This window comes from Tessaracoccus yangjingae (genome assembly GCF_054483935.1).
On record NZ_JBTLTH010000002.1, the window covers coordinates 1 to 26,406 of the forward strand.

The 26,406-nt window shown below is 67.2% G+C and carries 28 protein-coding genes; 5 read left to right on the forward strand and 23 right to left on the reverse strand.

What is annotated here, in order from left to right:
- The coding region (locus tag ACX1D3_RS16740; RefSeq protein WP_458996581.1) for a hypothetical protein at nucleotides 1-219 on the reverse strand (219 nt) is incomplete at its 3' end.
- A 58-nt stretch (nucleotides 220-277) separates the two neighbouring features.
- Entirely contained in the window at nucleotides 278-1,636 is a 1,359-nt protein-coding gene (locus ACX1D3_RS16745; protein WP_458996582.1) for an IS256 family transposase, read from the reverse strand.
- A 356-nt stretch (nucleotides 1,637-1,992) separates the two neighbouring features.
- Here ACX1D3_RS16745 and ACX1D3_RS16750 point away from each other — a divergent pair, with 356 nt between their 5' ends.
- Both ACX1D3_RS16750 and ACX1D3_RS16755 read left to right on the forward strand, forming a co-directional pair.
- Entirely contained in the window at nucleotides 1,993-2,283 is a 291-nt protein-coding gene (locus ACX1D3_RS16750) for a hypothetical protein (RefSeq protein WP_458996583.1), read from the forward strand.
- 953 nt (nucleotides 2,284-3,236) lie between these two features.
- Nucleotides 3,237-3,518, forward strand: coding sequence for a hypothetical protein (locus ACX1D3_RS16755; RefSeq protein WP_458996584.1), 282 nt, complete (start codon nucleotides 3,237-3,239; stop codon nucleotides 3,516-3,518).
- Nucleotides 3,519-3,605: 87 nt separating this feature from the next.
- Here the strand turns inward: ACX1D3_RS16755 and ACX1D3_RS16760 are convergent, their stop codons facing one another.
- From ACX1D3_RS16760 to ACX1D3_RS16855, 20 genes are all read right to left on the reverse strand, one after another.
- Entirely contained in the window at nucleotides 3,606-4,601 is a 996-nt protein-coding gene (locus tag ACX1D3_RS16760) for a type IV secretory system conjugative DNA transfer family protein (protein WP_458996585.1), read from the reverse strand.
- Entirely contained in the window at nucleotides 4,598-5,035 is a 438-nt protein-coding gene (locus ACX1D3_RS16765; RefSeq protein WP_458996586.1) for a hypothetical protein, read from the reverse strand. The genes ACX1D3_RS16760 and ACX1D3_RS16765 overlap by 4 nt, the downstream gene beginning before the upstream one ends.
- Nucleotides 5,036-5,292: 257 nt before the next feature.
- Entirely contained in the window at nucleotides 5,293-5,940 is a 648-nt protein-coding gene (locus ACX1D3_RS16770; protein WP_458996587.1) for a transaldolase family protein, read from the reverse strand.
- 61 nt (nucleotides 5,941-6,001) lie between these two features.
- Nucleotides 6,002-6,988 carry an ABC transporter permease gene (locus ACX1D3_RS16775; RefSeq protein WP_458996588.1) on the reverse strand — a complete coding sequence of 329 codons (987 nt, stop codon included), beginning with the start codon at nucleotides 6,986-6,988 and terminating at the stop codon, nucleotides 6,002-6,004.
- The gene (locus ACX1D3_RS16780; protein WP_458996589.1) at nucleotides 6,985-8,430 is read right to left on the reverse strand and encodes a sugar ABC transporter ATP-binding protein; all 1,446 of its coding nucleotides are present in this window, start codon (nucleotides 8,428-8,430) and stop codon (nucleotides 6,985-6,987) included. The genes ACX1D3_RS16775 and ACX1D3_RS16780 overlap by 4 nt, the downstream gene beginning before the upstream one ends.
- A 97-nt stretch (nucleotides 8,431-8,527) precedes the next feature.
- Entirely contained in the window at nucleotides 8,528-9,574 is a 1,047-nt protein-coding gene (locus ACX1D3_RS16785; RefSeq protein ID WP_458996590.1) for a sugar ABC transporter substrate-binding protein, read from the reverse strand.
- Nucleotides 9,575-9,598: 24 nt separating this feature from the next.
- On the reverse strand, nucleotides 9,599-10,804 hold the full coding sequence (locus ACX1D3_RS16790; protein ID WP_458996591.1) for an anhydro-N-acetylmuramic acid kinase: 1,206 nt from the start codon (nucleotides 10,802-10,804) through the stop codon (nucleotides 9,599-9,601).
- 83 nt (nucleotides 10,805-10,887) lie between these two features.
- Nucleotides 10,888-11,913, reverse strand: coding sequence for a LacI family DNA-binding transcriptional regulator (locus ACX1D3_RS16795; protein WP_458996592.1), 1,026 nt, complete (start codon nucleotides 11,911-11,913; stop codon nucleotides 10,888-10,890).
- Between the two features lie 341 nt (nucleotides 11,914-12,254).
- Nucleotides 12,255-12,797 (reverse strand): hypothetical protein, encoded by a 543-nt coding sequence (locus ACX1D3_RS16800; protein ID WP_458996593.1) that lies wholly within the window; start codon nucleotides 12,795-12,797, stop codon nucleotides 12,255-12,257.
- Nucleotides 12,794-14,254 (reverse strand): M23 family metallopeptidase, encoded by a 1,461-nt coding sequence (locus ACX1D3_RS16805; RefSeq protein WP_458996594.1) that lies wholly within the window; start codon nucleotides 14,252-14,254, stop codon nucleotides 12,794-12,796. Before ACX1D3_RS16805 ends, ACX1D3_RS16800 begins: the two co-directional genes overlap by 4 nt.
- A complete protein-coding gene (locus ACX1D3_RS16810) occupies nucleotides 14,254-15,564 on the reverse strand; it encodes a putative type IV secretion/conjugal transfer ATPase (protein ID WP_458996595.1) in 1,311 nt (436 codons plus the stop codon). The genes ACX1D3_RS16805 and ACX1D3_RS16810 overlap by 1 nt, the downstream gene beginning before the upstream one ends.
- A gap of 173 nt (nucleotides 15,565-15,737) precedes the next feature.
- Nucleotides 15,738-17,243, reverse strand: a complete 1,506-nt coding sequence (locus ACX1D3_RS16815) for an SCO6880 family protein (RefSeq protein WP_458996596.1) — start codon at nucleotides 17,241-17,243, stop codon at nucleotides 15,738-15,740.
- Complete coding sequence (locus tag ACX1D3_RS16820; RefSeq protein ID WP_458996597.1) at nucleotides 17,224-18,693, reverse strand: TrbL/VirB6 family protein; 1,470 nt, start codon at nucleotides 18,691-18,693, stop codon at nucleotides 17,224-17,226. Before ACX1D3_RS16820 ends, ACX1D3_RS16815 begins: the two co-directional genes overlap by 20 nt.
- 3 nt (nucleotides 18,694-18,696) lie before the next feature.
- Entirely contained in the window at nucleotides 18,697-19,470 is a 774-nt protein-coding gene (locus ACX1D3_RS16825; protein ID WP_458996598.1) for a hypothetical protein, read from the reverse strand.
- A 2-nt stretch (nucleotides 19,471-19,472) separates the two neighbouring features.
- Nucleotides 19,473-19,805, reverse strand: a complete 333-nt coding sequence (locus ACX1D3_RS16830; protein WP_458996599.1) for a hypothetical protein — start codon at nucleotides 19,803-19,805, stop codon at nucleotides 19,473-19,475.
- Nucleotides 19,802-20,536, reverse strand: a complete 735-nt coding sequence (locus ACX1D3_RS16835; protein ID WP_458996600.1) for a hypothetical protein — start codon at nucleotides 20,534-20,536, stop codon at nucleotides 19,802-19,804. The genes ACX1D3_RS16830 and ACX1D3_RS16835 overlap by 4 nt, the downstream gene beginning before the upstream one ends.
- Nucleotides 20,533-20,703 (reverse strand): hypothetical protein, encoded by a 171-nt coding sequence (locus ACX1D3_RS16840; RefSeq protein ID WP_458996601.1) that lies wholly within the window; start codon nucleotides 20,701-20,703, stop codon nucleotides 20,533-20,535. The genes ACX1D3_RS16835 and ACX1D3_RS16840 overlap by 4 nt, the downstream gene beginning before the upstream one ends.
- A gap of 391 nt (nucleotides 20,704-21,094) precedes the next feature.
- Nucleotides 21,095-21,556: a hypothetical protein gene (locus tag ACX1D3_RS16845; protein WP_458996602.1), complete on the reverse strand. Its 462-nt coding sequence runs from the start codon at nucleotides 21,554-21,556 to the stop codon at nucleotides 21,095-21,097.
- A gap of 316 nt (nucleotides 21,557-21,872) precedes the next feature.
- Nucleotides 21,873-22,649 carry a hypothetical protein gene (locus tag ACX1D3_RS16850; RefSeq protein ID WP_458996603.1) on the reverse strand — a complete coding sequence of 259 codons (777 nt, stop codon included), beginning with the start codon at nucleotides 22,647-22,649 and terminating at the stop codon, nucleotides 21,873-21,875.
- 310 nt (nucleotides 22,650-22,959) lie between these two features.
- Entirely contained in the window at nucleotides 22,960-23,760 is an 801-nt protein-coding gene (locus tag ACX1D3_RS16855; RefSeq protein ID WP_458996604.1) for a MucR family transcriptional regulator, read from the reverse strand.
- Between the two features lie 35 nt (nucleotides 23,761-23,795).
- On the opposite strand from ACX1D3_RS16855, the gene ACX1D3_RS16860 reads away from it, so the two are divergent.
- Nucleotides 23,796-24,197: a helix-turn-helix domain-containing protein gene (locus ACX1D3_RS16860; RefSeq protein ID WP_458996605.1), complete on the forward strand. Its 402-nt coding sequence runs from the start codon at nucleotides 23,796-23,798 to the stop codon at nucleotides 24,195-24,197.
- Between the two features lie 93 nt (nucleotides 24,198-24,290).
- On the forward strand, nucleotides 24,291-25,253 hold the full coding sequence (locus ACX1D3_RS16865; RefSeq protein ID WP_458996606.1) for a DUF3039 domain-containing protein: 963 nt from the start codon (nucleotides 24,291-24,293) through the stop codon (nucleotides 25,251-25,253).
- Nucleotides 25,254-25,330: 77 nt separating this feature from the next.
- On the opposite strand, the gene ACX1D3_RS16870 is transcribed toward ACX1D3_RS16865, so the two are convergent.
- On the reverse strand, nucleotides 25,331-25,999 hold the full coding sequence (locus tag ACX1D3_RS16870; RefSeq protein WP_458996607.1) for a GntR family transcriptional regulator: 669 nt from the start codon (nucleotides 25,997-25,999) through the stop codon (nucleotides 25,331-25,333).
- Between ACX1D3_RS16870 and ACX1D3_RS16875 the strand changes: the two genes are divergently transcribed.
- A complete protein-coding gene (locus tag ACX1D3_RS16875) occupies nucleotides 25,898-26,359 on the forward strand; it encodes a PfkB family carbohydrate kinase (protein ID WP_458996608.1) in 462 nt (153 codons plus the stop codon). The genes ACX1D3_RS16870 and ACX1D3_RS16875 overlap by 102 nt on opposite strands.
- Nucleotides 26,360-26,406: the final 47 nt, after the last annotated feature.

Below are 26,406 nucleotides of genomic sequence, written 5' to 3' on the forward strand. Positions count from 1 at the left end.
GATTTCGGCACGGAGGCGGAAGGCTTCAGGCGTGGGCGGATCCTCGAAAGTCCTGCCCAGCAGAACGCTGTACCAGATTGTTGGTGCTGGATCACCGGGCCAGAACAGCGCGGCGAGCATCCGACGATCCCATCGTGGCAGGCTCCCCCACCATGAATCGGGCTTCGCGTTCGTGACGCTCCAGCCAGGCGTCACCATGGCGGAGACGCCGATGTCCATCAGATCGGCCGTGGAGCTTGTCAAGTTGTTTGTGTAAGCGGGTCGGTCTCCGGGGTGTCTAGAGGTAGGGGTTGATGCGGTCGGGGTAGGCGATGGCGAGCTGGGCCAGGGCCTGTTTCCAGTTGGTGGTGACCTGTCCCTCGACGAGTCGGCCTTCGGCGTTGCGTTTCTCTCCTTTCTTGCGTCCTTTCTCCTTGGCGCGGTCGCGGGCCCGCTTGTCCTCGATGTTGCAGATCGCCAGCCACAGCAGCTTCACCGCGGCCTCGTCGGAGGGGAAGTGGCCCCGGTTCTTGGTCACCTTCCGCAGCTGGTAGTTCAAGGATTCGATGGCGTTGGTGGTGTAGATCACCCTGCGTAGCATCGGCGGGAACGCCAGGAACGGGACGAATCTGGTCCAGGCGTCGGTGAACACGCGCACCGTGTTCGGGTTCGCCCGCCCGAGTTCCGAGGCGGCGAACGCGTCCAGCTCGGCCTTCGCGGCGGCCTCATCGGGAGCCTGGTAGATCGGCTTCAACGCCGCCGCCACCTGCTTGCGGTCCTTGTAGTTGACGAATCGCATCGCGGAGCGGATCAGGTGGACCACGCATGTCTGAACGGTCGAGTCGGGCCAGGTCGCCTCGACGGCCTCGGGGAACCCGGTCAGCCCGTCGCAGCACACGATCAGCACGTCACGGATTCCGCGGTTGGCGAGCTGCGCGCAGACCCCGGCCCAGAACTTCGCGCCCTCGACTGCCTGGATCCAGATCCCCAGCACGTGCTTGATGCCGTCGATGTCGACCCCGACCGCGATGTGAGCGGCCTTGTTGCGCACGTGGGCGCCGTCGCGGATCTTGACGATCAGCGCGTCGAGGTAGATCACAGGGTAGAACGAGTCCAGCGGCCGTTGCTGCCAGATCATCACCTCATCGGCGACCTCGTCGGTGATCTTGGAGATCGTCTCCCGCGAGATCTCGGTACCGATGGTCGAGACCAGGTGGTGCTCGATGTCGCGGACCGTCATCCCGCCCGCATACAGGCTGATGATCATGTCATCGAGGCCTGACAGGCGCCTGGAGCCCTTCGGGACCAGCATCGGGGTAAACGACCCGTCCCGGTCTCGGGGGATCGCCAGGTCGACGTCACCGACGCTGGTGGCCACCGTCTTCGGATACGACCCGTTGCGGGAGTTGGGGAACATGTCGGCGTCCGGGTCGCCCTTGTCGTAGCCGAGGTGATCGCTGAGCTCGGCCTGGAGGCCTCGTTCGAGGCCGGCCTTGATCAGCTGCTGGATCAGCCCGTCACGGCCCTCCAGCTGGACCTCGCCGGCGTCGATACGGGCATACAGATCCGCCAACGCCCCCGAGGCCTCGAGGGCCTCCACGCCGGCGCGTTGGGCACGGCGCCGGTCCTCACGGTCGAGTTTGTCTATCACGGTCATCATTCTGCTTTCGTGTCAGGAGCTACCCCTTACACAAACCATCTGACACCCTCCGGCCGTGCGGGACACAACCAACGAGTCATTCAGGAACCTTACGAAGCCGGACCAGTACTCATCGTCTTCGGCGACGATCCCGGGGGAAACCACCACTGGCTCGACGCCAGCGTGACGTGCCCGGCGGATGTCCAAGCCCATCATGTTCGGTGAGTCCATGTCGTGATAGATCATGGCCCGACCCTAATCGAGACTCACGGAACTTCGTAACATTTTTAAATGTTTGGAACTAGGGCGCTGTGGTCGAAGACTGGAGGTAGGCGCCCTCAGATCGACGGCAGCCCACTCGAAAGGACACTACGGTGACGCAACCGCTCCACTCCCGATCCACCCACGCACGTACCCTGCGCAACATACTCGCGCGGCTCCTCGACCTGGCCACATCCGCCGCGAAGTCGATCTTCAACGACCTACGTCGACGCGTGCGGCAGCACGACATGCAGATGAGGACGTCCAAGAGCTACCGGCAGGAGTTCCGACGGGGGGGCACCACCCTTATCTCCGCCGTTAAGGACACCAAGGTTCGCACCACGCTCCTCAGCGTTCTAGAGGCCTACGTGTGGCTCTACCAGCAGGCCGGAGCCTCGGCATGACCCGGCGCTGCGTCCCGACTGGAAAGCGGCGGTTCCGTGATCATGATGAAGCGGTCGCCGCGCTCCACAACGCCTGCAACAGCCGGGACGGCAGCAGCCCACTGCGGAACCACAACACGCAGAAGGGAAACACGCGCTTACCAGTGCGGAGCCTGCAACGGATGGCACCTGACCTCGCAATCTGCCATCCTGATCGCCGCCTAGACGCCTTCCGGGATGATCCGCGCTCGTCCCTCATGTTCCCGAATCCGAAAGACTCGAGCCAGAGGCCTAGACGGCACCTCTGCCTGGTTCCTACTCGTACTGCTCCCATCTAAAGGGCCGAAGTGTGCACGTCTCCTCGGCATCGGGGGTTGGGTCGACCTCGTCTCGGAAGACACGGAGTCGGCGGTCTGCGGCCTCGACCTGCGTGTGGCGGGTGTGGGCTGCGCGTCCGGGCCAGGGTTGGTGTTTCTCGTCGCAGGCTCGGCGTTGGTCGCGGGTGCGGTCGAGGTAGCCGGGGAGGGCGTAGCGGTGCCATTCCTCGAGCGGCATGGGGCTGGTGGCTTCGCCGCTTGGTAGCGCAGGGCGGCGAGGGTGGAGAGTTCTCGGATCAGGGGTGGGTGTTCGGGCCAGCAGGGTGGTGTGTGGTCGGCGGAGTACCAGGCGTGCTGGGAGTTGAGCCAGAGCACGAACGCGTCGAGCCACAGCCAGGTGTCCCAGCGCAGTTCCGGGTCGGCGATGGTGGTGAGGTCCCAGACCCTGGGCAGGATCTCCCCTGTGGCCATGATCTCCTCGGCAGCCTCCCCCCCGCGAGCCAACGCGGCCAGGTCGAGGAGTGCCGCGAGCATCCGCTGCGTGAGGTCGGGAAACGGCAGGAGCTGACTCATAGCGATTCAGGTCCTTCAGTCGGTGAGGCCGAGTTGGCGGGCGTAGGAGTGAGCCATGGCGGTCCTCTCCCCCGCACTCATCTGGTGGGCATCGTTGGCGGTGGAGATGAGCTGGCGTGCTGCGTGCTGCTGGTCGAGGAGGCGTTTGCCGGGTTTGCCGTCGATGGCGCGGTGGAGGGTGGCGATGATCGGCTTTCCGTTCTCGGCGACGACGAGGGCGGTGCGGGTGGGGAGTTCGCGGAGTTGTTCGGGGCGGATGACGGGGGTGTCTTCGCCGTGGGTGGAGATCGAGCCATGGCCGCCGTGTTGCTGGTTGCGGCGTGTGATGCGCCGAGTGCCGAGGAGGTCGCTGATCTCGCGGGTTGAAGCCGGCGTCTTTGGAGCCGCCGAAAATGATCAGGGAGTTGGTCAGGTCCTTGATCGCCCTGGCCTGCTGTTCCCCGAAGATGCGGGTCAGCTGCGCCAGGTCTGGGAGGCCCAGATGAACGAGATCCCCAACGCCCGCTCGTTGGCCATCCTGGTCGCCAGCGTCGGCAGCGGTGCCGTGGAGGGCAGCTCGTCGAGGCAGGCCAGCATCGGCGGGCACAACCTGCCGAACCCGCTCTCATTGGCCAGTTGCAGGGCGGTGTCGAGGACGTGTTCGGCGACGGCGGTCATGAGCGGGGAGGCGGAGACGTAGGGGTCTTCGCGGCCGAGGAGGTAGATGGTGCCGTTGCGTTTGATGAGGTCGGCGATGTCGACGGCGGGGCGGCCGTCGCTGGGGACGCAGCGTTCGCGTCGGTCTCGGGTGGCGAACAGTGCGAGGGCTTGGTCGACGGTGGACTTGGTGTTGCCGGCGGTGCGCTCGTCGGTGTTGCTGACCGCGCCGGCGAGGAGGCCGGACCAGTTCGGTTCCGCCATCGGATGCGAGCGCAGGATCTCTGAGGGGAGGGTGGCGGTGCGGGGGTTCGCGGACCATTCGAGGACGTCGTTGAGTGTGTAGCCGGCGAGGGCTGCGGCGTGGAGGTAGCACTGGATGACTTTCGCGGCTTCGGCGGCGTAGAAGCGGGCGGCGGAGTCGGCGCCGTCTCCCCCGCTGCCGAGGGTTCCGGCGCAGAACGCTTTGGCGCGCTTCTCGGCAACGGTGGCGGTGACGCAGCCCTCGATCGGGTCCCAGATCAGCTCCGGCAATCCAGGTGCGGCGCCGAACGGGTCGAGCACCGCCACTGGGCCTCGGGCTTGGCGGGCGACGAGGGTGAGGAGGAGGTCGTCGGGTTTGGTGAGGGTCACCAATGCGGCGCCGGGGGCCTGGAGGAGGGCGGGGGTGAGGATGTCGAGGGTCTTGCCGGATCCTTGTGGTCCGATCACACCCGCGGTGCGGTCCCACGGCTGCCACAAGGACACCCCCACCGGCACCTTGCTAGTCCCGATCCGCCACCCCACCGCAGTGGGCTCAAACCGCCTACTCACGGCCGGACCTTTCGGTACAGGTCAGGGCGGACCACGGCCCGGTTGACTCGGAGCCGGCCCAGGCCGAGGAGCTGTTCGGCCTGTCCGGTGGTCGCCATGCCTTTGAAGCGGCGGCCGGCCGTGACGCGCAACGCGAGGACGATAGCGGCGGTGAGGCCGGCGGCGAACAGTGCCGCGGCGATGGCCCACGCCATCCAGGCGTTGGCGGTGCCGTGGGTGGTGAGGCCGGCGTGGAGGTTGCCGGTGAGGATGCCCCAGCTGCTGGTGACCAGAGCGGCCGACGGTGGCCAGTGCCAGCCGTCGCCGGCGGCGGCGAGGGTGAGGCTGCGGCCGGCCTGGACCGCCCCCAAACCGAGGAGGGCGATGGTGGTGAGGGCGCCGGCGGCGGGTTCCCAGGTCCAGGCGTAGCCGTCGTCGTGCTGCGAATCTGTCATGCCCCGAAGAACCCGAACGAGTCGGGTCCACAGCGTGAGCGTTCAGCACATCGGCCCGGGGTCGAACATCAGCGGAAGACTGCTGATTCTAGACGTCGTCCCTTTTCAGCTAGGCCAGCGACCCGGCGAGCGGGAGTAACCGCTCCGGCTCGCGGCCCCACCACCACCATGGAGAAGATGATTTCGACGGGTGAGACACAACTTGCGCGAATGGAGGGAACCGCCGCCTGGTGTCGGCCAGACGGGTCCGCACGTTGCTATTTGGTGGCCAACTGCTGGAAGTTGGCCACGGCGGCCAGGGTGACCTCGTCGTCGAAGAACGACCTCCATACCGCGGGGCCCATGGTGAAGTGACGCACTCCGGCCTGGGCAAGCCGCAGTACCTGTTCGGGGGTTCGCAGACTTCCGGCGAGAAGTTTGGTGCTGGCGTCGAGCCCGACGAGGGCGGCCTGGATGGCGAGAGCTGCCTCCATACCGTCGCGTCCAGCGGCGTCCATGCGGCCGACGAAGGGAGCGAGGAACGTCGCGTCGGCGAGGACCACAGGGAGCACCTGAGGGCTGTCGTGGACGGCCGTGACCAGCACCTCACCCTCGCGCGAGAGCTCTTTCGCTGCCTCAACGCCTGCGGACGAGTAAGGGACCTTGACCACCACGCGGGGGCTCATCTGCCGGAACTGGCGCCCGAGTTCGATCATGTCAGCCGCACTCTCTCCCCAAGCCTGAACGAACACCCGCTCGGCACCTGCCGCTGTGGCCCAATGGATGAGGTCAGGGATGTTGAGTGAGGTCAGGCCGGCCTTCTCCAGAATGGCGGGATTGGTGGTGACGCCGCTGAAGAGGCCGGTCCCGAGGAGCTCCTCGACGTCGGATTGGACGGCGGAGTCGATGTAGTAGTGGATGGGCATGGTGGTTCTCCTCTTCCAGTGGGAGGCGCGGAACATGAGAGGGGAGGGAGCTAGCGGGGGCTCAGGAGTCCGCGCGGGCGCGCGTGTCCATGACGACGGCGACGACGATGATCAGGCCTTTGACCACCATCTGCCAGTAGCTGGAGACGTTGAGTAGGGTGAGTCCGTTGCTCAGGACGGCCACAAGGATGCAGCCGATCACGGTGCCGCTGATGCGGCCGCGGCCTCCGGCGAGGCTGGTGCCGCCGAGGACGACGGCTGCGATGGCGTCGAGTTCGAGGCCGGTGCCCATGGAGGGCTGGCCCGAGCCGAGGCGGGCAGTGAGGATCGCGCCGGCGAGGCCGCTGAGGATGCCGGTCAGGACGTAAACCCCACCCACGGTGAGGGCGACGGGCAGGCCTGTCCATCTGGCAGCGACTTCGTTGCCTCCCACCGCGTACGTGTAGCGCCCGAACTTCGTCTTGCGGAGGATCAGCGCCCCGAGCGCAACGGTGGCCGCCATGATCCACACGGGAACAGGGATCCCGAGGAGGTAGCCCACGCCCATCATGGTGAATGCTGGGTCCTGGGCAGGAATGGGGCTGCCGTTGGTGTAGATGTAGCCGAACCCTCGGAATGCCTGCATGGCCGCGAGGGTGGTGATGAACCCGGCGATGCGGAACTTGGCTGTGACGAAGCCGTTCACCGTCCCGGCCAGGAGCCCCACTCCGAGCGCTGCGGCGACGGCGAGCACCGGTGAGCCGGTCTTCGAGAGGACGTCGGCGGCCATGACACCCGAGAAGGCGACGATGGCTCCCACGGACAGGTCGATACCGCCGCTGATGATGACGAACGTCATGCCGACGGCCACGATAGCGGTGACAGCCATTTGCCTGACCACGTTCATCAGGTTGGACACCGTGAGGAAGTACTCGCTGGTGAGGGTGAACGCCAGCATGACTAGGAGAAGTGCCGCGATCAGCGCGAACTGGCGCAGATGAGCCACTGACAACCTGCCCTTGTGGTCAGCGGCGACGGCGGTGGTGGTCGTGTCTGTGGTGGCGCTCATGCTACTGCTCCCATCGCGTGCCGGAGCAGCGCTTCATCGTCGAGTTCATGGTTCACTCCTTCGTAGGTGATGGCGCCTTCGCGCATCACGACCACACGGTCGCTGAGCATCCGGATCTCTTCGCTCTCGGAGGAGATGACGAGGATGGACATGCCCTGGTCGGCGAGCAGTCGGATCTGCTCGTAGATGTCTTGCTTGGCGCCGACATCGACGCCCTTGGTGGGCTCGTCGAGGATCAGCACCGAGGGATCGAGGGCCAGCCACTTGGCCAGCACGATCTTCTGTTGGTTGCCGCCGCTGAGGCGGCCTGTCTCCTGATGTGGCCCGCGGGCGACGATGCCGAGGCCCTTGGAGTATTTGGCCCAGAGCGTCGCGTCGTCCTTCCTGGATCGGGTCAGGACGGGCCAGCGTCGGAGGCCGGCCAGCTCAAGGTTTCGGAGGTTCGATAATCCGAGCACCAGTCCGCCGACTTTCCGTTCCTCGGGGACGAGCCCGAGCCCGGCCGCGGCGGCCTTCGCGGGTGACCCGGGGGGCAGCAGCTCACCGGCGACCTTCACGGTGCCGGACTGGTAGCTGTCGATACCGAACACGGCGCGGGCGAGCTCGGTGCGGCCTGCGCCGACAAGGCCGAACAGGCCCACCACCTCGCCTTGGTGGAGGGTCAACGAGATCCCACGCACGTGTGCGTTGGTGAGGTTCACGACCTCGAGGGTCGCCGGACCTCGTGTCTGTTCGTGGTCCTGGTCGACGAGTCGGGCGGAGTACCGCTGCAGGTCCCGTCCGATCATCATGCGGACGAGGGCGTCGCGATCGATGTCGGAGGTGAGGACCGAGTCGACGTAGGCGCCGTCGCGCATCACGGTGATGCGGTCGGTGAGGGCGAAGATCTCATCCATGCGGTGGGAGATGTAGACGATGGCGACTCCCTGGTCCCTCAACCCTCGCAGAATGTCCATGAGGTTGGCGGCCTCAGCTGCGCTGAGTGAGGTTGTCGGCTCGTCGAGGATGATCACGCGGGCCCCGGAGGACAGGGCGCGCGCGATCTCCACGAGCTGCTTCTTCGCGGTCGGCAGCGTCCGCACAAGCGCGGTGGGGCTGACCCCCGCGAGCCCCACCGCGTCCAGGGCCCGGCTGGCCTTTCGCTTCGCGGCGGCATCGTCGATGAGCCCGAGTCGGGTCGTGGACTCGCTACCCAGTGCGATGTTCTCGCTGACGGTGAGGTCATCGAGCAGGATGAGCTCCTGGTGGACGATGGAGATCCCGCGTGCGCCCGCCTCCCGGGGGTCGAGCGCGCGAACGTCTTCAAGGATCCCGCCGGGATCCGCGATGCGGAGGGTGCCGGCATCCCGGCTATACACCCCCACGAGGATCTTCATCAGCGTCGACTTGCCGGCACCATTCGCGCCCATGAGTGCATGGATCTCGCCAGCGGCAATCTTCATCGTCCCATCGCGGAGGACACGTACGCCCGAGAATGACTTCTCAACGCCGGCCATTTCCACCAGAAGCTCCCCAGACATGATCAGCCCTTCCTAGACGTCACTTGCTGTCGGAGGCGTAGGCTGCTTCGCGGTCGATGAACTCCTGGACGTTGTCCTTGGTCACCAGATCGATAGGCGCGGTCTCATGCTCGGAGATGTCCCCGCCCTGCAGCTTCTCGTGCATCATTTTCAGCGCGATGTAGCCCATCTGGTACGGGTCCTGCGCGATTGTGGCGCGAATGGCCGTCTCGTCGTTGATGGCGCTGAGCAGGTCCGGGGTAGCGTCCACTCCGACGATCAGCAGGTCCAGGCCGCGTGCCTGAACCGCGCTCATGGCACCCATGGCGCTGGACTCGTTGACCCCGTAGACGGCGCCCAATTCAGGATTGGCCTCGAGGATGTTCTCCGCGGAGGCGAGTGCCGTCTCGCGCTGCATCCCATCGCCTGCATTCGCGACCAGCTCGATGCCTGGATGGTCCTTCAACGCCTCGACGAAGCCTTCCTCGCGTTGGGCGGTCGACGTCACGGTCGGAAGGCCGATCAGAGCCACTTTGCCTTCGCCGCCGAGTTCCTCGGCGATGTAGTTCGCAGCGTCGCGGCCGATCTGCACGTTGTCGGACTCGACGAACGAGGTGACCTCCGCGCCGATCACGTTGATGTCGACCGGGATCACAGGTACGTCGGCGTTGAGGACGTTCTGGACGGCGTTGGTGAGGCCCGCGGAGTCCACCGGATTGACCAGGAGACCATCGATGTCCTGTTGCAGCAGATCCTCGATCTGTTGAACCTGGGTCTCGACCTTGTAGTCGGCGCTCATCACCTTGAGGTCGATTCCCGCCTCCTCTGCGTATTTCTCGGCGCCCCGCTGCATGGCGACGAAGAAGGGGTGGACGCTCTGCCCGAAGGAGAAGGCGACCGTGTAGTCACCGTCGCTCGCAGCGGCGGTCTCGGATGTGGTTGTCGTGGTGCCGGGGCCTTCGGTGGTGCAGGCCGCAAGGGTGAGGGCCAGAATGCTGGCGCTGATCAGGGACAGTGTCTTCTTCACAGACATGGGTGCACTTCCTCTTCGTTGATAGGTGCTGTGGGGGATGGGTGTGCTCGCCACTGGGCAGGCGAGCCGTTGTGGGGGTCAGATGCCTTTGGCTGCCCGGGGCGGGGTAACCCGCTTGCCGAGGACGGCGAACTTTGATGCGCCGCTGGCGGCGGGGATGTTGTTGGCGAGGTCGTTGATGTTCGCGAACGCCAGAGTGCCGAACTTGATGGCTTCCTTGAACGGAGCGGGGATCCCGAACTCGTCCGAGGTGGCCAGGCGCAGGGACTCCGGTAGGTGCGCAGCCAGACGCTCCATGAGGAATCCGTTGCGGACGCCGCCGCCGCTGGCGATGAGCGCCTGCATCCGGTCCAGGTTGGGCACGTGGTCCACAATGGAGCGCGTGATTCCGATCGCTGTGAACTCCGTGAACGTGGCCACGAGATCCGCGGTGCTGTGGGAGGCGTAGCGGTCGATGGCTGAGTCGGCGTACGTCGAGCCGAAGTCGAGTCGCCAGGCGCTGCGGGGAACAGCGCGCCCGAAGAACTCGTGTGCGACCAGCTCATCGAGCAGCGGCTGGATGATGGCGCCGGAGCGGGCCGTGGCCCCGTCCGCGTCGTAGGCCTTGCCTTCGAGGCGTTTCATGGTGTGGTCGATCATCACGTTGCCGGGGCCCGTGTCGAAGGCCATCATCTTCGAGCGATCGGCGTCCGCCAGCTGGCAGTTGGCGATACCGCCGATGTTCAACGTCAGGACCGGCCCGACGTCGCGGAAGGCAACGAAGTCCAGGTACTGCATGAGCGGCGCGCCGGTGCCGCCCAAGGCATGATCCACGGGCCGGAACTGCGTGACGACGTAGGTGTCTGTCTCGACTGCGACCACCGACGGCTCACCGATCTGCATGCCCACCGCGAAGATACCCTCATGCCACCTCTCGACCGCGCCCATCGCGCGGCCCTCGTCGAGCCGTGCGTGGACCGGCGGCTCCTGGTAAATGGTCTGGCCGTCGAAACCGACGACCGCTACGTCCTCGCCCCTGAGCCCCAGTTCCTGCATGATGCCCCTCGCGGCGTTGGCGTACACAGCACCCGCCTCGTAGTTGAGTCGGGTCATCTCGAAGAGACCCACCTCGTTCTCGAAGGCGGCGAGGACCCGCTCGGCCACTTCGGCCGGCCAGTCGTAACTCCGGCCAGCCAGGAACTTCGGTTTCGTGGGGTGCCCATCGTCTGAGATCTCGATCTCCAGGGCTACAGCGTCCACGCCGTCGAACGACGAGCCGCTGTTGATGCCGATGACTACGGCCATTGCCATGGTCCTTTCCACTTCTTGGGTTGGTAGATACGGCCGACACACAGTGCGCCGGGCCCGGATTCAAAGGGTCACAGGGGTCAGGGGGCCTTGCAGCCGCACGACTCCCGCAGGGTGAGCGTCGGGTGGGGCATGGGCGTCGACTCGGCGATCGAGGGGTCAACACCGGCAGCGAGCACCAAGGCCCCGGCATGGCGCCCGATATCACGCGTTCGCTGATCCACCACCGAGATGGGAGTGGGGACCGCTGAGGCCCAGTCAAACTCGTCGAAACTGATCAACCCAACGTCCGCGGCCACCACGCGTCCAGCGTCGCGCAGCGCCTTGACGGCTCCGATCAGGAGGTGCTCGTTGGAGGTATAAAGGGCGTCCATCGCACGTCCAGCATCCGATGACAGGTAGCCGGTCATCGCGCGATATGCCGACTCGATCGACTGCGAGCCCTCAATCACATCGATCTCCGCCCCGCACTCCCGGGCGGCTGTAACGATGCCCCGCTCACGCCCCAGACGCGTAGGCCAACCGGCGTTGTGGCCGAGATACGCCCAGTGACGGTACCCGTGGCCGGCGAAGTGCCGCCCGACCTCGACACTGATTGCCTCTCCGTTGCTCATCGCTGAAGCAAGCTCCGGGAACTCATCGGGGGGGGTGCAGTCGACGAAGACCACCGGGATCCGCCGTTCGAGGAGTCTCTCCAGGTTGGGCTGCTGGATGCGATAGCTCAGGACCACTCCCGCCACTCGCAGTTGAAGCATGGTCTCAATGAACTCGTCCTCGCGGGACATGCTGTACAACGAGCCATCGGTCGCGTCGGTGGCCAGCGTGTGGAAGCCTGCCGGCCTGACAATGTCCTCGATGCCCGCCACGAGCTTGGCGTAGTAGACGTTGGCGGCATTTGCGGTCAGGATCCCGACGATCCTGGCATCCTCACCGCGGAGCAGCTGAGCGGCACGGTTCGGGACGTAGCCGAGACGGTCGGCAATGGCCATCACCTTGTCGCGCGTCGCGTCGGACACGCCATCCAACCCATTGAGGGCCCGGGAGGCGCTGTAGACGGAGACCTCGGCCTCCTGGGCCACGCGCTTGAGAGTGACGAAACGAGTCATTGCTTCACTGCACTTCCTAATCGTTTAGGTAGAGCTTAGGCCGAAGGGAGGCGAGTTGTCTAGACCTGGGGCCTAATCGTTTTGGTAACGGTTTGATCACGTCGTCAGGGTGGCTGGCTGAGGGCGAGTGTGAGCATGCAACTGCGGCGCACGAAGCTGGCTGCACGGAAGCCTCCGGCGATGGGGGGTCGCTGGAGGCTTCCGGCTGGATGGTGTCGAGGGAGTCGACACCGCTTTGGATGTGGTCCGGACACTACCCGGCGGTGGAAGGGTCGTGGTACTTACCATCGGCTGCCCTTCGAGCGCAGGCGCGCCACCCGTAGCTTGGTTTGGTGGGCTTGTCAGGTGGTGATGGTGATGGCGATCCAGCCGTGTGTGCTGTCGGGGTCGAGGATGAGGGTGACGTCGACGGCTGTGCCGGTGTTGAGGCGGTGGCGGGTGGTGATCTGCATCGGATCGGCCTCGACCACGTGGACCGGGCCTAGCTGGATGTCGGCGGCGGGGGTGAAGCGGGGGTCGTCGAAGCTGGCGATCAGCGCCTCCGCCGCCACACCCTCGAGGCGCTGACGCCGGAGCTGCTGATCGAGGGTCAACCAGCCGACGATGAATGCCCTGGCCGCGGTGACCGCGGCCGCGATCTGGGCATCCTCGGGCGGGTCGTGGGGATGCGCATCCACCCGCGACGGGGTGGTGTCGAGTTCGCCGTCGCCCACCCAGCCCTCGGTCGGTCCGCTCTCCCCCACCGACGCAGGCGAGGTGACCGGGCGGGACCCGGGTGTTGGCGCAGGCGGGGTGGGAGTCTCGATTGGCGTGGAGCTGCAGCCGGCCACGAGCGCGGCGAGCACTGCGGCGGTGAGGAGGCGGGCTGCTGGGTATGGGGTCATGGGGCGACTCCTCGAGCGCGGAGCCAGCGGTCGGGGTCGGTGGGGATGCCGCCGACGCGGACTTCGAGGTGGAGGTGGGGGCCGGTGACGTTGCCGGTGGCGCCGACCTTGCCGATGACGGTGCCGGCGGTGACGCGTTGGCCGACGGTGACGTGGATGGTGGATTGGTGGGCGTAGTAGATGACGGTGCCATCGGCGGTTGTGAGGGTGGTGAGGTTGCCGTAGGCGCCGGCGACGCTGGCGCGGGTGATGGTGCCGTCGGTGACGGCTTTGATGGGGGTGCCTGTGGGGGCGGCGAAGTCGAGTCCGGTGTGGGCCTTCTTCCAGCGGGGTCCGGTGTCGCCGAAGCGGGAGGTGAGGCGGTACTGGTCGACTGGCAGCACCACCGCACCTGATCCGAGGACGGTGCTGGTGCCTTGGTTGCCGTGGACGGAGATGTGGACGTGGTCGAGGTGCGCGGCTGAGGGGTCGGGGCCGGTGTAGCAGGATGCCGTGTCACCGCAGCGTCGCCACCCTGCATCTGCCTTGGCGACGGACCAGAGGTGTTCGCGCCAGATCACATAGGTGACGCCGAGGGCGGTGGCGTTGGCGCGGGCCCATTCCGCGATCTCCGTGCCGAGAGCGATGCCGGCCGGTGAGAAGTAGTTGGGGATCATCACGTCTACGGCGCGACCCGAACCGTGATCTTTCGGGTCTCCAGGGCGGACGCCAAGCAGCGATCGGATCTGCGGCCACTTCGCGTGGATGCAGCGCATCACGCGCAGCGCGTCAGGGGTCTGACCCCGCTCCGAGGCCATCCCCGTGGGAGCGCAGTCCAAGTTGGGGTCCATCGGGCCGCAGGTGGCGAAGCCGGCGGGTTGCCCCGCGAAGAGAGCGACGAGGGTGCGGGCGAGGCCTTCGTGTTTGGCGTAGGCGTCGGGGTAGGCCGACACCTGCACCTTCTGAGCCGCCTGGGCAACCGACATGTCTTGCCAGCCGTCGATGTTGGTGAGGCCGGGGATGTGCCAGCCGGTGAGGGTGGTGTGGCCTTGGTAGAAGGTGCGGGCCTGGTAGGTGTCGTCGGCCAGAATGCGGAGGTTCTCGGCTTGGGTGGTGCCGTCGGCGTACCAGCCGACCAGGGAGCGTTGCTGAAAGAGTCCGACGTCGCCATCCTGGTTGGGGGTGGCGGCGGCTGGGTGGGCGCCGAGGACTGATTCCTGCATGGCGGTGGCGATCCCGACTACCGCGCCGGCGGGGCCTGCGCCGGTGTCGAGTGCCGCCGCGTAGATGAGGGCGGCGCGGTTCATCTGCCCCGCATCCAACTCGATGCCGACCGGGGTGTCGCCAGCCCATCCTGCGCACGTGGCGCTGATGGTCTGCGTCTGAACCTGAGGTCCGGTCAGCGCCCCGGCGAACACCAGGATCGGCGCCAAAGGCACCGTGAGTGCCGCCCCGATCGCGGCCAGTGCCTTCCACATCAGGTCTGCAGTTTCTGGTTGGTGTCGGTCAGGGGTAGTTCGAGGTCGGGGTGGAGGGTGAGTGCGACTTTGTGGAGGCGGGGCCCTACGGCGATGAGGGCTCGGCCTTTGCCGCCCATGGCCCATCCGGTGACGATGTCGCGGGCGATCGGGCCGAGTTCGAGGAGCTGTTCCAGGTCGTCGGCGACTTCGGCGTCCTGGCCGAAGAGGACCTTGACGTCGCCGAGGTGGAGGAGGTCCTTGGCGATCTGCTGCGCCTGCGACCCGGCATGCCCCGCACCCAGGTAGTCCGAGGGCTTGTGGGCGTTGGCGATCTCAATATCCCCATGAGACCTCGACAGCCGCAGGTCCGCGTCGAAGGAGGAGACGGCGCCGGTTCCGAGGCGGAGTTGTCGCCAGACTTCGTCGCGGACGTTGATCCTGCGCCGGCCGCTCACGTGGCGCATGGCGGTGCCCCAGGAGTTGAGACACATCAACGCCATCCCGACGGCGTCGTCACCCAATGGCATCAGCCTCGAGAGGGACAGGGATTGGATCGGCGCGTTCCAGTCGATGGCCACGGTGGTGGGAGCATCGAAGATGCCTGCGAACACACCCGAGATCAGCTGCGCCACCGCATCGCGGAGCAGTCGGGTGTCGTCGAGGAACGTGTGCCGGTCCGGGTAGCGCAGCTCGCTGATGAGGTGGTCGCTGGGTGAGTGGAGTTGTTGCCACACTTGCGGGATCACGATCGGCCGCAACGCTCGGCTGTCCGAATTGGTGTGGGTGAGTTCAACGAGGACGGCTTTGAGGACCTGTTCCTCCGTCGGTCCCACCGCGACTTTCCTGTCGCCGATGCTTTGGGAGCCGATCAACGACCGGAGGAGGACGAGCCAGCGTCCGAAGATGACCGCCGAACGCCGCTCCTGCTCATCGCGGTTCAGTTGGCCCCAGTTCGATGCGAGGGGTCCGGGGTCGAGGGGGTTGAGGCGGGTGGGCATGCCGGGGCCGATGGCGAAGGGTTCGACGCCGAAGTGGCGGCACATCAGCTCGTACTCGTCCTTCGGATCTCCCAGGATCAACGCCTGGTAGCCGACCGCGAACATGCGGTTGAGGAAGGCCTTCACCCACGCGGACTTCCCGCGGCCGGGTTTCCCGAAGACGAAGATGTTGGGGTTGGTGACGGGGATGGCGTCGTTGAGGACCCAGCCGTGGGGGTCGACGTAGAAGGTGGCGCCGTTGCTCATGTCGGTGCCCATCGGGGCCCCGGTCGGCGGCAATGGGCTGGCGGTGAGGAAGGGCCAGAACACGCCGGCCTGGTCGGAGGTCATCTGGTACCGCTTCACCGCAGGACGAGACGCCACCCACCCCGCCCCCCTTGCCGGTTTGCCGCGCCAGGGCGGGGCGGAAGTGAACTCGCGGGGAAGCTTTGGCTGCTCTGGTGAGGGTTTGGTGGGCAGGGTGTGGCCGAAGTCCGCCAGCAGGCGGTTGATGCTGCGGGCCATCACTGGTGTCCTGTGGTGAGGCTGACCCCCAGCGGGAGGGTGGCGGTGACGAAGGCCAGGTCCTGGGACATGTCGAGGCGCTGCGGGGCCATGCCGCCGCGGCGGATCGCCGCATCCAGCCGGCGGCCGAACTCCGCCACCGGAGCCGTCGCGGGGACGGTGACAGAGCAGAGGGCGTAGGGGTGGCTCAGGGTGGCGCCCATCGCGAGCTGCACCTCGACCCGGTCCAGTTTCGCCTGCCGGCGGTGGTCCTTGGCGCCGGTGCGGACCCCGAGCCGGTCCTTCAACCCCTGGCCGAGGCTCTGACCGAACTCCTGCTGCGCCGCCTTCCGATCCGCGGCCGACTGCTTCTCGATCGGGAACACGATCGCCACACTGCGCCGCTCCACCGCCTCCGATGGGGCCAGGACGTGTGCCCAGCCGCCCATCGTCGCGCCACGTTCGGGCAGCTTCACCGTCGAGGTGACCGTCGCCCACGCATCATGCGCATAGTGCCGCACGGCGGTGTACGCCTGGGACGGGCCGGCCAACGCCCACGGCACTGAAGCGTTGACCGAAGCGTCTGCGTTGGCGTCGTGGGCGGCGGCCACCAGGCCCGCGCGGTCGCCGGGGGCGAACCCGAGCCGCACGACCTGCGCCAACTCTGGGGATGTGAGCCATTCGATGTTGCGTGCGCCCATCGGGCCGGTGACCACTGCTCCGATCTCGACGGCTAGAGAGAGGAGGGTGTTCATCCGGCCATCGGTGGCGCCCCCCATGTGTCTGGCTTCTTTGCTGAGGCGGTTGTCGGGGATGACGAGGGTGATGAAGGCTTCGGTGCGGACCCCGGCCTGGGACCAGCGCAGGTGCTCGATCTGTGTGGCCACGCTCGTGACCGGCGCGTCGGGGGTGAGGTTGGCGCGTAGCCACAGTTCCCGCTGGGTGCAGTCATCCGGCGTGGTGCGCACCATCAGATGGATCTCTGAAATCAGCTCCCCCCGGGCGGCGGTGTCCAGCAGCTCGGTCAGGCCGTCGGCGTACCGGTTGCAGAGGGCGTCGGTGGCCATCGCGATCCCGTCGTGCTCGATCCGGGCAGTGATCGCCCACGACCTGGACGCAGCGTGTTTGATCACCGCCACCCTGCGCTGCTCGAGCCCGACCGGTGGGCCGTCCAACACTTCGACCCCGGTCAGGGCGCCGGGCATGTCTAGCTCGTCCAGGTCACGGAGGGTGCCCGTGGCGGCCCTCGACCGGAAGGTCAGCCACCCGTTCAGTCCGGCGACGGCGAACGCGGCCGCGGCGGCGAGCCAGCCGACGGCGGGGCGGCCGCCGAGGGGAACGACGGTGAGGAACAGCAGCAGCAGCCACACCGGCACCCACGCCATCCCGGCCAGCCAGCGCTGTGAGCTGATCGCCATCCACGCCGGGAACGTCGCCACCGACAGGAACAGCAGCTGGGGGACGCTCAGCCCCCAGATCACGCCGGCCTTCGGGGTGGTGAACGCGTCAAAGGTTCGTGCCGCCATTGTGGTCCTCCGCTTCTCTCACAGCCACAGGAGGCTGCGCCGCACGCTGCGGCTGGGTCGATGTGACGGCGCCGAGCTGCGCCGGATGAGGAGCGCGGCGGATGTCGCCGGCCGGGTCGTACGGGTAGGACGGGTCGCCGGCCCCCATCCCGGAGGTGGTGTCGTTGACCAGGCCCGTGGCGCGGGCGCCGACCTGCTGGAACCCGTCGACGAGCTTCTTCGCGCCGAGGATCACCCCCGCCGCCACCACCCCGACCGGACCAGCCACTGCACCCACCCCAGCAGCAGCCCCCGTGGCAGCGACACCACCGGCAGAAGCACCACCCGCGGCCGCGCCACCAGCACCAGCCGCACCAGCGGCGGACCCACCAGCGCCGCCGCTCGCCGCGGCTCCCCCGGCTGCGCCAGGGGTGAGGCTGGAGCTCTGCGCCGCGGCGGCACGGCTCGCCGTGGCGGACTCCCCCGCACCAGCCACTCCCCCACCACCAGAGCCGCCGCTGCGGGTCACTGCGGTGTGGGCGTGGCCGGCGGCCGAGGAGGCGCCGGTGGTACCGGCGAGACCGGCACGGAACGAGGCACCGCTGGTGGTGCCCGGATCCACGAACGCCAACAATCTAAACAAGGCCACCGGGGAGAGGGCGGCCACAGCGATCATCACCACCGACGGCAACGCGAGGGCGACGGCCTCCTGGGCGGAGTCCTCCATCCCGAGGGAGACGCCGGTGGCGAGCTGCACCCCCAACCCGAGCATCAGGGTCATCAGCAGTGGTGCGATGGCGGCGGCGTGGAACCAGCGAAACGCCTTCCAGAACCAGGATTCGAACGGCTTGTACATCAGCCCGGCTGCGGCGATCGGGGCGGTGGCGGCGATCACGATCAGCGACACCGCCCGGCCCAGCATCACCACCAGATGCGCCAACGCGGCCAGCCACAACACCAACCCCAGCAGCAGCAGCACGGTGGCGGTGGTGCCGGTCATCACGCCCTCGGTGAAGTCCAGACCCGTCGGCTCCCACTCGGCCAGATCCGCGGTGCCCAGCAGCTGGATGCGCAGCGCGGTGTTGAGGCCCTCCACAGCTGTGACCACCGCGGCGCCGTAGGTGTACCAGAGGGTGCACACCAGCAGAAACTTCACCGCCCCCCACATCGCTCCGCCCAGGGAGAGGGCGTCTCGGCGGAGCACGGTGCCGACCAGCTGCACGATCAGCAGGATCAAGGCCAGGGACAGGCCGAGCCAGAGGGTGAGGCCGTAGACCGACCACAGCGCCGACGAGGACCCGTCAGGGTTGAGGTTGGGGGTGAGGAACCAGTCCCCCAGCTGCAGGATCGCGCGCATCACCCACAACCCGGCCCCCCACACCGCCATGCAGATCGCCACCCACGCATCCACCACAATCTGACCACCCGCCGCGGCCAAATCCCCGAACAACTCCCCGATCTGCTCCCACATGGCTCAGACGTCCCGCCACGTCAGCCAGCCAGCCGCGATAGCGAGCTCGGTGCCCGGCCACGTCGACGGCCCCGACACCGGATGCGCCCCCGCACCGATCACCCAGCGGCCGTCGACCCAGGTCATCCGTTCGCAGTGCCCATAGGCCAGGCGGGCCTGGTCGCGGAACGTGTAGGTGATCTCCACCAACACACACACCACATGCCAGCCGTCCCCGTCAGAGCCTTTCACCTGGCCCGCCGAGGGGATCACGGTCAGCGACGCCCCCGGCTCCAAACCGTCCGGCATCTTGCCGGCGGTCAGGAACGACTGAATCAACCCCAACACCGGCCACGACTCCACCGAGCCAGTGGGGTCCTCGAACCAGGACTGCTGCACCCGCTGCGCATGACCCAGATCCATCGAGCCCAGGACGGAGACCAGGATCTCCCCCAACTGCCCCACCGCACCCTCCGCCGTCTGTGGGTAGCCGGTCGGGATCCCCTCCGCCCCGACCTGATCAACCAGGGGAATGTTGATCGTCGGCAACGGGCCGAGGGCAGGGGTGCCGCCCGTCGCGTCCGCCGGCGACGCCTCCAGCATCGGGGCGGCCGCGATCTCATCGCGGACCGAGACGCCGCCGGTAGGCAGCGAATCGACGACCCTCGCCGTCGTGGGGGTGGTGGGGTCGTCAGCGACGGCGAAGTAGACGGCGAACCCCAGGCCGGAGAGCAGCAGCAACGCCACCGCCGTGACGGCGGCCAGCAGGGTCAGGTGCGCGCGATCAGGCCGGATCATGGCTAGCGGGTGACGCAGCCGTCGCCGAGGAACCCCGACAGGATCCCGGGAATCACCAGATAGAGCAGTGCGGCGCCGAGGACGACAAACACCCCGATCAGGCCGCCCTTCGACACGTGCGGCATCGAGAACACCTTGCCCATGATCACCGCCGCCACCGCAGCCAGGATCCCCGCCGGGAACGCCACCCACACCAGAGCCCACGAGAACCAGCCCAGGAACTCATCCACCAGGACCTGAGCGCCCGCCGGCGCCACCGGGCACACCATCCCCCGCCCCTCCGCCGGCACCACCACACCCACCGACAGAGCCTCGGCTACGAACTGAACGATCATGAGATCTCCTCCACACACGACTTGATGACGTCGACCGCGGACCGCAGCCGACGAGGAAGCGGATCGGCAGTAACCCCACCAACCCGAAGAGACACACATTCCGGCACCAGCAGCAGCCGCCCAGCAGCGGCCGCGGCACGCAGAACCGGGCCGCACACCGAACCCACCGGCCGGGGCAGGGCCCGGCCCGGAACCCCGGTGATCACCGACACCACCCGCAGTCCGTCGAGGACCTCGAGGCGGGCGTTGAGACGCCGCACGCTGGGCACCGAACACGTCGCCACCACCACCAACAAAGACACCGCCGGAACGCCGTCGGCCCAAGCTCCGAGGTCCAGGACCGTGACCCCCGCGCTGGTGTCGGGGAGGACCGTGGCGTGGGGGTCGGCGCGGCGCTCCAGCCGCAACCCGCCGCGGTTCCCGATACTCCAGCCGTGCTGGGTGCCGAGTTCGGCCGTCGACGCCGCCGCCAACCCAGAGGTGTGCAGCGCGGTGAGCTCGACCAGGCGGCCGGCGCCGAGGGCCTCGGCGATCGCCAACGCCACCGTGGTGGTCCCCACCCCGCCCGAGACACCGACCACACCCACCACCGCCTCAGCCGCGGCCGGCTGCTCCGCCGTCGCGGCGGCGGCCGTTTCGGGTTGGGGGGTCGTGTCGGTGGTGAAGGCTCCGGCGTGGAGGGCGGTGTAGGCGGCGCGCAGCTCAGCCAGCGAGAACGTGGCGGTGGTCATCGCTGCGCCTCCAGGGCGGCCTTCAGTTCCTCCGGGGGAACGTCCAGCAGCTGCCGGCGGGCATCCAGAGCGTGCTGCAGCTGCTGGGTCCAGAACACCAACTGGTCGCAGGCCTCCGCCTCGCCCTTCGCAGCAACGATCAGCTGCTGCGTCTCCTCATCCGACATCTCCGTGGCCCCTTTCGCTCTTGCTCGTGCTGTCCTGCCCCCTATGAACCCGGTCCAATCCCGGCCAGCGCGTAAACAAGTTCCAGCGGCTCCACGCAGACAGGGAGCCCCTACGTGCCGGGCAGGAGGGGAGGCCGGCTAACCAGCGGCTGCTTGACCGTGGGAGGTGCAGGCAGGGTTCTTCCTGGTGAAGGGCCGGGCGGGGTGGGGCAAGCCAGCTACGTCGTGCGGGGCCGGAGTGTTCAGAGCGCAGCAGCAATGCCCGGTGAGCTGGCGTCAGGCACCGACCGAGGTGGGCACTCCATCACGAACGCGCTAGGAACAATCTGGTGACCCTGGCGTCATGCCGCCAGCAGCAGTGGAGGAAGAGGCCGCCCGTGATCGAAGCCTCTCAGCACGGAGCCAATTCGGTCTCCGACAGCGCCGCCCGCCAACTCCCGTCGGGCATCTGCTCCATGAGGACCATGACCTTCATCGTCTGATCGGGCTGGATGACGCTCTCGCCGGGCTGGCCGGTGTCGATGTCGACGGTCTGCAAGTGTGCTGGGTCGAAGCAGTAGTTGATTTCCGAGGTGGTGACTCCATCGGTGTCGGTGGTCGGCTCAGCGATCACCGCGTCACGGAAGATCACATACCCCTTGCGGATCAGGTTGTTGTTCCGAAGCCGAACGAGTACAGCGACCGAATCGGTGGCTTCCTGACCCGTGCTGACGAGCTGGATCTCCGTCAGATCGGTCAGGTCGGGATTCCGGGCGAACTTGTCCATGGTGATCTCGTGGGTTTCCCAGGCGGCGCGGATCTCAGCCTGCACGCCAGATTCACCCGCCGGCTGATCGGGAAACCACTGGCTCACCGACAACTCCGCGCTCGGAGACTGGTCAGGGGTCGGAGACTGATCAGGGGTCGGCAGTGCACTGGAGGTGACAGGCGTCGGGGACGCGGCGGGGCTCTGGGTGGTGGGCTGACCCTCAGCGGCGCACCCTGCCAAGAGTGCACTCAAGGCGGTCATGGTCACGGCTACTACCGCTGCACGTCGTGGGTTCATGGTCTAGATCATCTCCAACAGATCGATCACCGACTCGCCTCACCCGATTCGAGCGGCGACCAGTGTCGGGGAACTCAGGGTCGGTGTGCAGTCCTCGATGTGCGCGGGCAGATCGTCGAATGGGTCAGGCGGCGGTGCTGCGGGCTGCTTCGCGTAGGACCGTCAACGCTTTCCTGGCGCGGTACTGCAGCTGGTCGACGGTTTGTCCGGGCTGGACCAGCTGCACGCAGGCGGAGCGGGCGGTGATACCCGCGCTGGACCGTGACGTGATCCCGTCCTCGTGGGCGGTGACGGCCAGCGCGACCAGCAGATCCATGTCTTCCCTGCTGAGCCCCGCCTCAGTCACCGCCCACCAGTACAGGTCGGTGGTGTGCAGTGGCCTCATGTAGGCCCCGCGATGATTGAGGCGCTCCACCGCTTCGAAGTCCAGCATGGCCCGATCCCGCCAGATCCGCTCCGCCGTCTCTCCCCAGCCGAAGTCGCGGTCGATCGCCCGACCGACCCGGCGGGCGACCCCCTGCGGGATCCAGCCCTTCATTGGATCGTCCCACGGATACTGCGCCACCTCGGTCCACAGATAGCCAGCCGCCACATCCTCCAGCTGCCTCACGTCACGGGTCATGGAGGCCCGCCGCATAACGGTCGCCTCACATGCGGGCAGCACCAGGAACACCAGCACCGCTGTCGCGGCGACCCGCGACTCCTCCACCAACGTCAACCGACCCAGAGCGAGGAACATCTCCCGGTCCTCCTGCCAGTCGACGTCATCCATCCGCCACTGCGCGATCTCCCGGTGCGAGTCGAACCGGGTCAGTAGCGGCTCGGTCCTGGTCCACTGCGGCCAGGTGTCGTCGGCGGCCTGAAGAAGGTTGTCGAGATGGAGGGCGGCGCGCACGCTCATCGCAGGTGTCCTTTCGCGGTTGGTTCGCGATGAACCTCCCGCGGGCACCTCTCCCGTTCCCTACCCCCAAACCCCGCCCCACGAGGGGTACGCGACCCTCATTCGGCGGTTGGCTAGGGGCGATGAACCTACCCCCGAAACTTCATCCAGGCGCTGGACAGCCGCGCTCCAAGGCATGGAGCTTGGGGTGGTGCCACGTGCTCTGCGGGTCTCTCAGCCTCGCCGACGCCTACTGTCCCGGGTCCCTGGGGTTGTGATCGTTTCACCCATCGCGGTGGACAACGCTGTGCACAACGACGGTTGCGGTCCCTCAGCCTGGGGTTCCCCAGTCGGGGCGGGGATGGGTGCGCGCCATCCATTTCTGGCTTCGGCCCAGGACTGCGGCGATCTCCGCCGACGTGACCCGGCTCCGCTGCAGCGACGCGATCAACGCCCCAACCTCCTCGGGCGCCGCCCGCAACAGGTCGTCTCGTTCCTCCCCGGTCAGGTGCCGCCACCGCGCCTTGGCCGGTCTCGGCTCCGCCAGAGCCGTCTGGCGATTCTCAAGCTCAACTAGGCGCGTGGCGCGGCAGTCGTCACACAGCTTCCCCGGCACCGTCAGGATCGTGCCGCACCGCCCACACGGATGCGGACGACGCCGCGGCCGCCCCGCTGACACGACCGCCAACGACTCCTCATCAGCGATCCCGTGCCGATCCCGATACACCCGGACCGTGAGCTCGTGGGCACGGGCCAGATGGATACCGAGACTGGCGAACCGCTGCCCACACTCATGACACAAGACCCCCTCGGCGGTGCGGTCCACCCTCCCCCACACGCCCTGGCCACTCGGGTCCCCGACCCTCAGATCGTCAACGGTGGGCAGTCCGAGACCCCGCCGGACCCTCCTCGCGTGGAAGATGCACAGCGGATCCACCGTCTCCGTCGTGCACCCGAACGCCCCACACCGCGACATGCCCATGAGACTAACCGCCCACCCTGCCGTCCCACCCATGCCTGGCGCCGCAGCCCACTGGCTCCGGATCTCGATAGGTGAGTAGTTGGTGCCCTGGTTGTTGACTGGTGCGGTGCAGCGCCAGTGCTGCAGTTGAGGTAGAGTCATCTGTGACATCTATGTCAGTTGTGACTTTTCGAGACGAGTTAGTGATGCAGACCATTCAGACTTCCACTGTCCCCGACGCCCAGCTCGCAGCGCTGGCACAGTTCGCCGACAGCGCTGAAGTGGGCCCCGAGCTCCGCGATGTGCTGCTCAGCGTGAGTCGGTGCATCAGCGACGGCGTCGACCTGGCCGTCGTCGACAACGCGGCCATCCTGACTCCCAACCAGGTTGCCGAGCGTCTGGGGATGAGCCGGAGCCACCTGTACAAGCTTCTAGATCGAGGTGAGTTGATGTCACATCGTGTCGGCCGAGATCGCCGTATCCGCCTAGCCGACCTCATTGCCTTCGAGACACAGCGCGATCACGACCGCCGCGAACTCGCTGAGCGCTTCGCCAACCAGCGCCAGACACGCACCGGCGCGATCAACGAGCTCGCCGACCTCCTCTAGAACGCCCGCCAGGGCGCGGCCCATTGTGTCGGAGCGCTCCGGCACAATGGGCAGGTGCACAGCCGTCGAGCCCGTCCGACCCTTCGCCTGCTCATGGAGGACCTCACAGCTGACTGGGCATCTCCCTACCCCCGCCGTGTTCTGACCTCAGGGACGTTCGAGGACCTGCACCCGCTCAGCGAGCTCCCCCACCCGATCGTGGCCAAGGCAGCGGACTCGTTCCGCCACGACGCCGACACCGACACCTTCGTCGGATCGATCGCCAGCAGCACCACCGTGCCGCTGATGGAGATCAAGGCAGGCCAGTGGCGCGGCGGGGTCTGGCGCGATGACACCTCCGGCGTCCACTGGCTCGTCGTGGCGGGACTGGCCAAGGGCGGACACGAAGACCGCGACGACTTCTACGAACAGATCAGGCGCCACGACCACACCGACGAGCCACTCCGCTGGCTCCCCACAGACGAGGACCTTCGACTCCTCAAGCAGGAAACCGCCGCACGCCTCCTCACCCTGTGGGAGCTGAGCGTCCAAGACCATCTACTGGAATCACTGCGCGCCATCCACGCAGGCGGGACCCAGCAGATCGAGATCACCCACCCCATCACCAGTGGTGCCGTCGCGACGCTCACAATCACCGTGACACAGGTGCGTGAACCTGACTACGCCGCCGACGAAGCCGAGCTCGAGCTCACCCCAACCCGTGCCCACGCGGGAAGCAACCTTGTATGGCAGCTAACCCTGCGAGCCCTGATCACGCTCAGTCCACCCGAACAAGGATGGGACCGCTACAAGGACACCTTCTCCACCATCGCTGAGCCCGGCTACTTCACCGCCCGCGTCGCCGCGCTGGAGACCCTCACCGCCGACCACGAGCTCGCAGAATCCGAGCCAGGCCACACCTCCCACTACACCCACCGGCAACACCTGGCCGGCAGCACCATCAACGGCACGGCCGTTCGAGCACTCTGCGGTGCATACTTCATCCCCACCCAGGACCACGAAACCCTGCCGTGCTGCCAAACCTGCCAGACACGGTTCAAGGAACTGACAGCCTGAACACGCCTGCGGCCCCTGTCACCGGATCGCTTCAGTGTTGGAGGTGCTGCGATTGTCCCCCGCCACTAGCCTCGCGCTTACGACGGTGGGTGGGCCGTAGCGGGTAGGACGGCTATGCCGGTGAACCCGACTGGAAGATCTTGAGGTGTCCCACCTCGGAGGAGATGATGCACTTGGCGACGTACGCCGCGTGCGTACCCACGAGAACGGTCTGCGTCAGGATCAGCACTGGCGCTGTGGCCCCGAGGTTCAGCAGCTGGCCCCGCGACGCCCCGACCACATTCGCCGTCACCTCGCAGATGCCGGAGCTGAAGATCGGACCGCAGCGCACGATGAGCGCCGCGAGGATCGTGCCCTGATCGGCATGGGCTTGTTCGAGATTCGAGGCCACCAGTCGGCTCGCATCGCTGAGATACCTCCCGGCGGGCAGATGCTCCTGGACGATGGCGACGGGACGCCCCCCCAGACTCGACGACACTTTCACAGAACCAGGTGTTGGCCGCCTCATCGATGCCCAGGTGGCCGGCCGTGTAAGGCGTGGCTGCCTGCAAGACAAGCTCGCCGACGCGCACCGTCATAGCCGTGCGCTGCGTTGCGAGGACCTCCTCGAAGGGGCGTAGCTCCTCCAGCCCAGTCTCGGGAAGTTGATCGGCGACGAAGCGTCCCACGCCGCGTCTGGTGACCACCAGCCCGTCCTCCTCAAGCAGCATCAGCGCCTCGCGGACCACCGTCCGGGAGGCCCCCACCGCGACTCCCAGTTCGGTCTCACGCTGACACAGCTGGGCGGCCCCCAGCTGACGAACCCGCGAGAGATCGTGGAAGGCCTCCGGGCCGCTGGCATTTCGACGGTGGTCATGACGGTCGGCTCGTCGGGCTCACTTGTAGCCGAGAGCGACACTGTGACCACTGTCGCCTCACCCAGAGTGAAGGCGATCGACACCGTCGGCGCCGGCGACGCGTTCGCAGGCGCCCTCGCCGCGCGACTCGCCGCCGGAGACAGACTGCTCGACGCCGCCACCTACGCCAGCCGGTTCGCGGCCTACACAGTCCAGTTCGAAGGCGCCCAGTCGTCCTACCCCGTACCCGGCACCGACCTGCCCACCTAACGCACGCACGCCTCCCGCGCCGAGCTAGGGAGAATGGCTCGGGACAG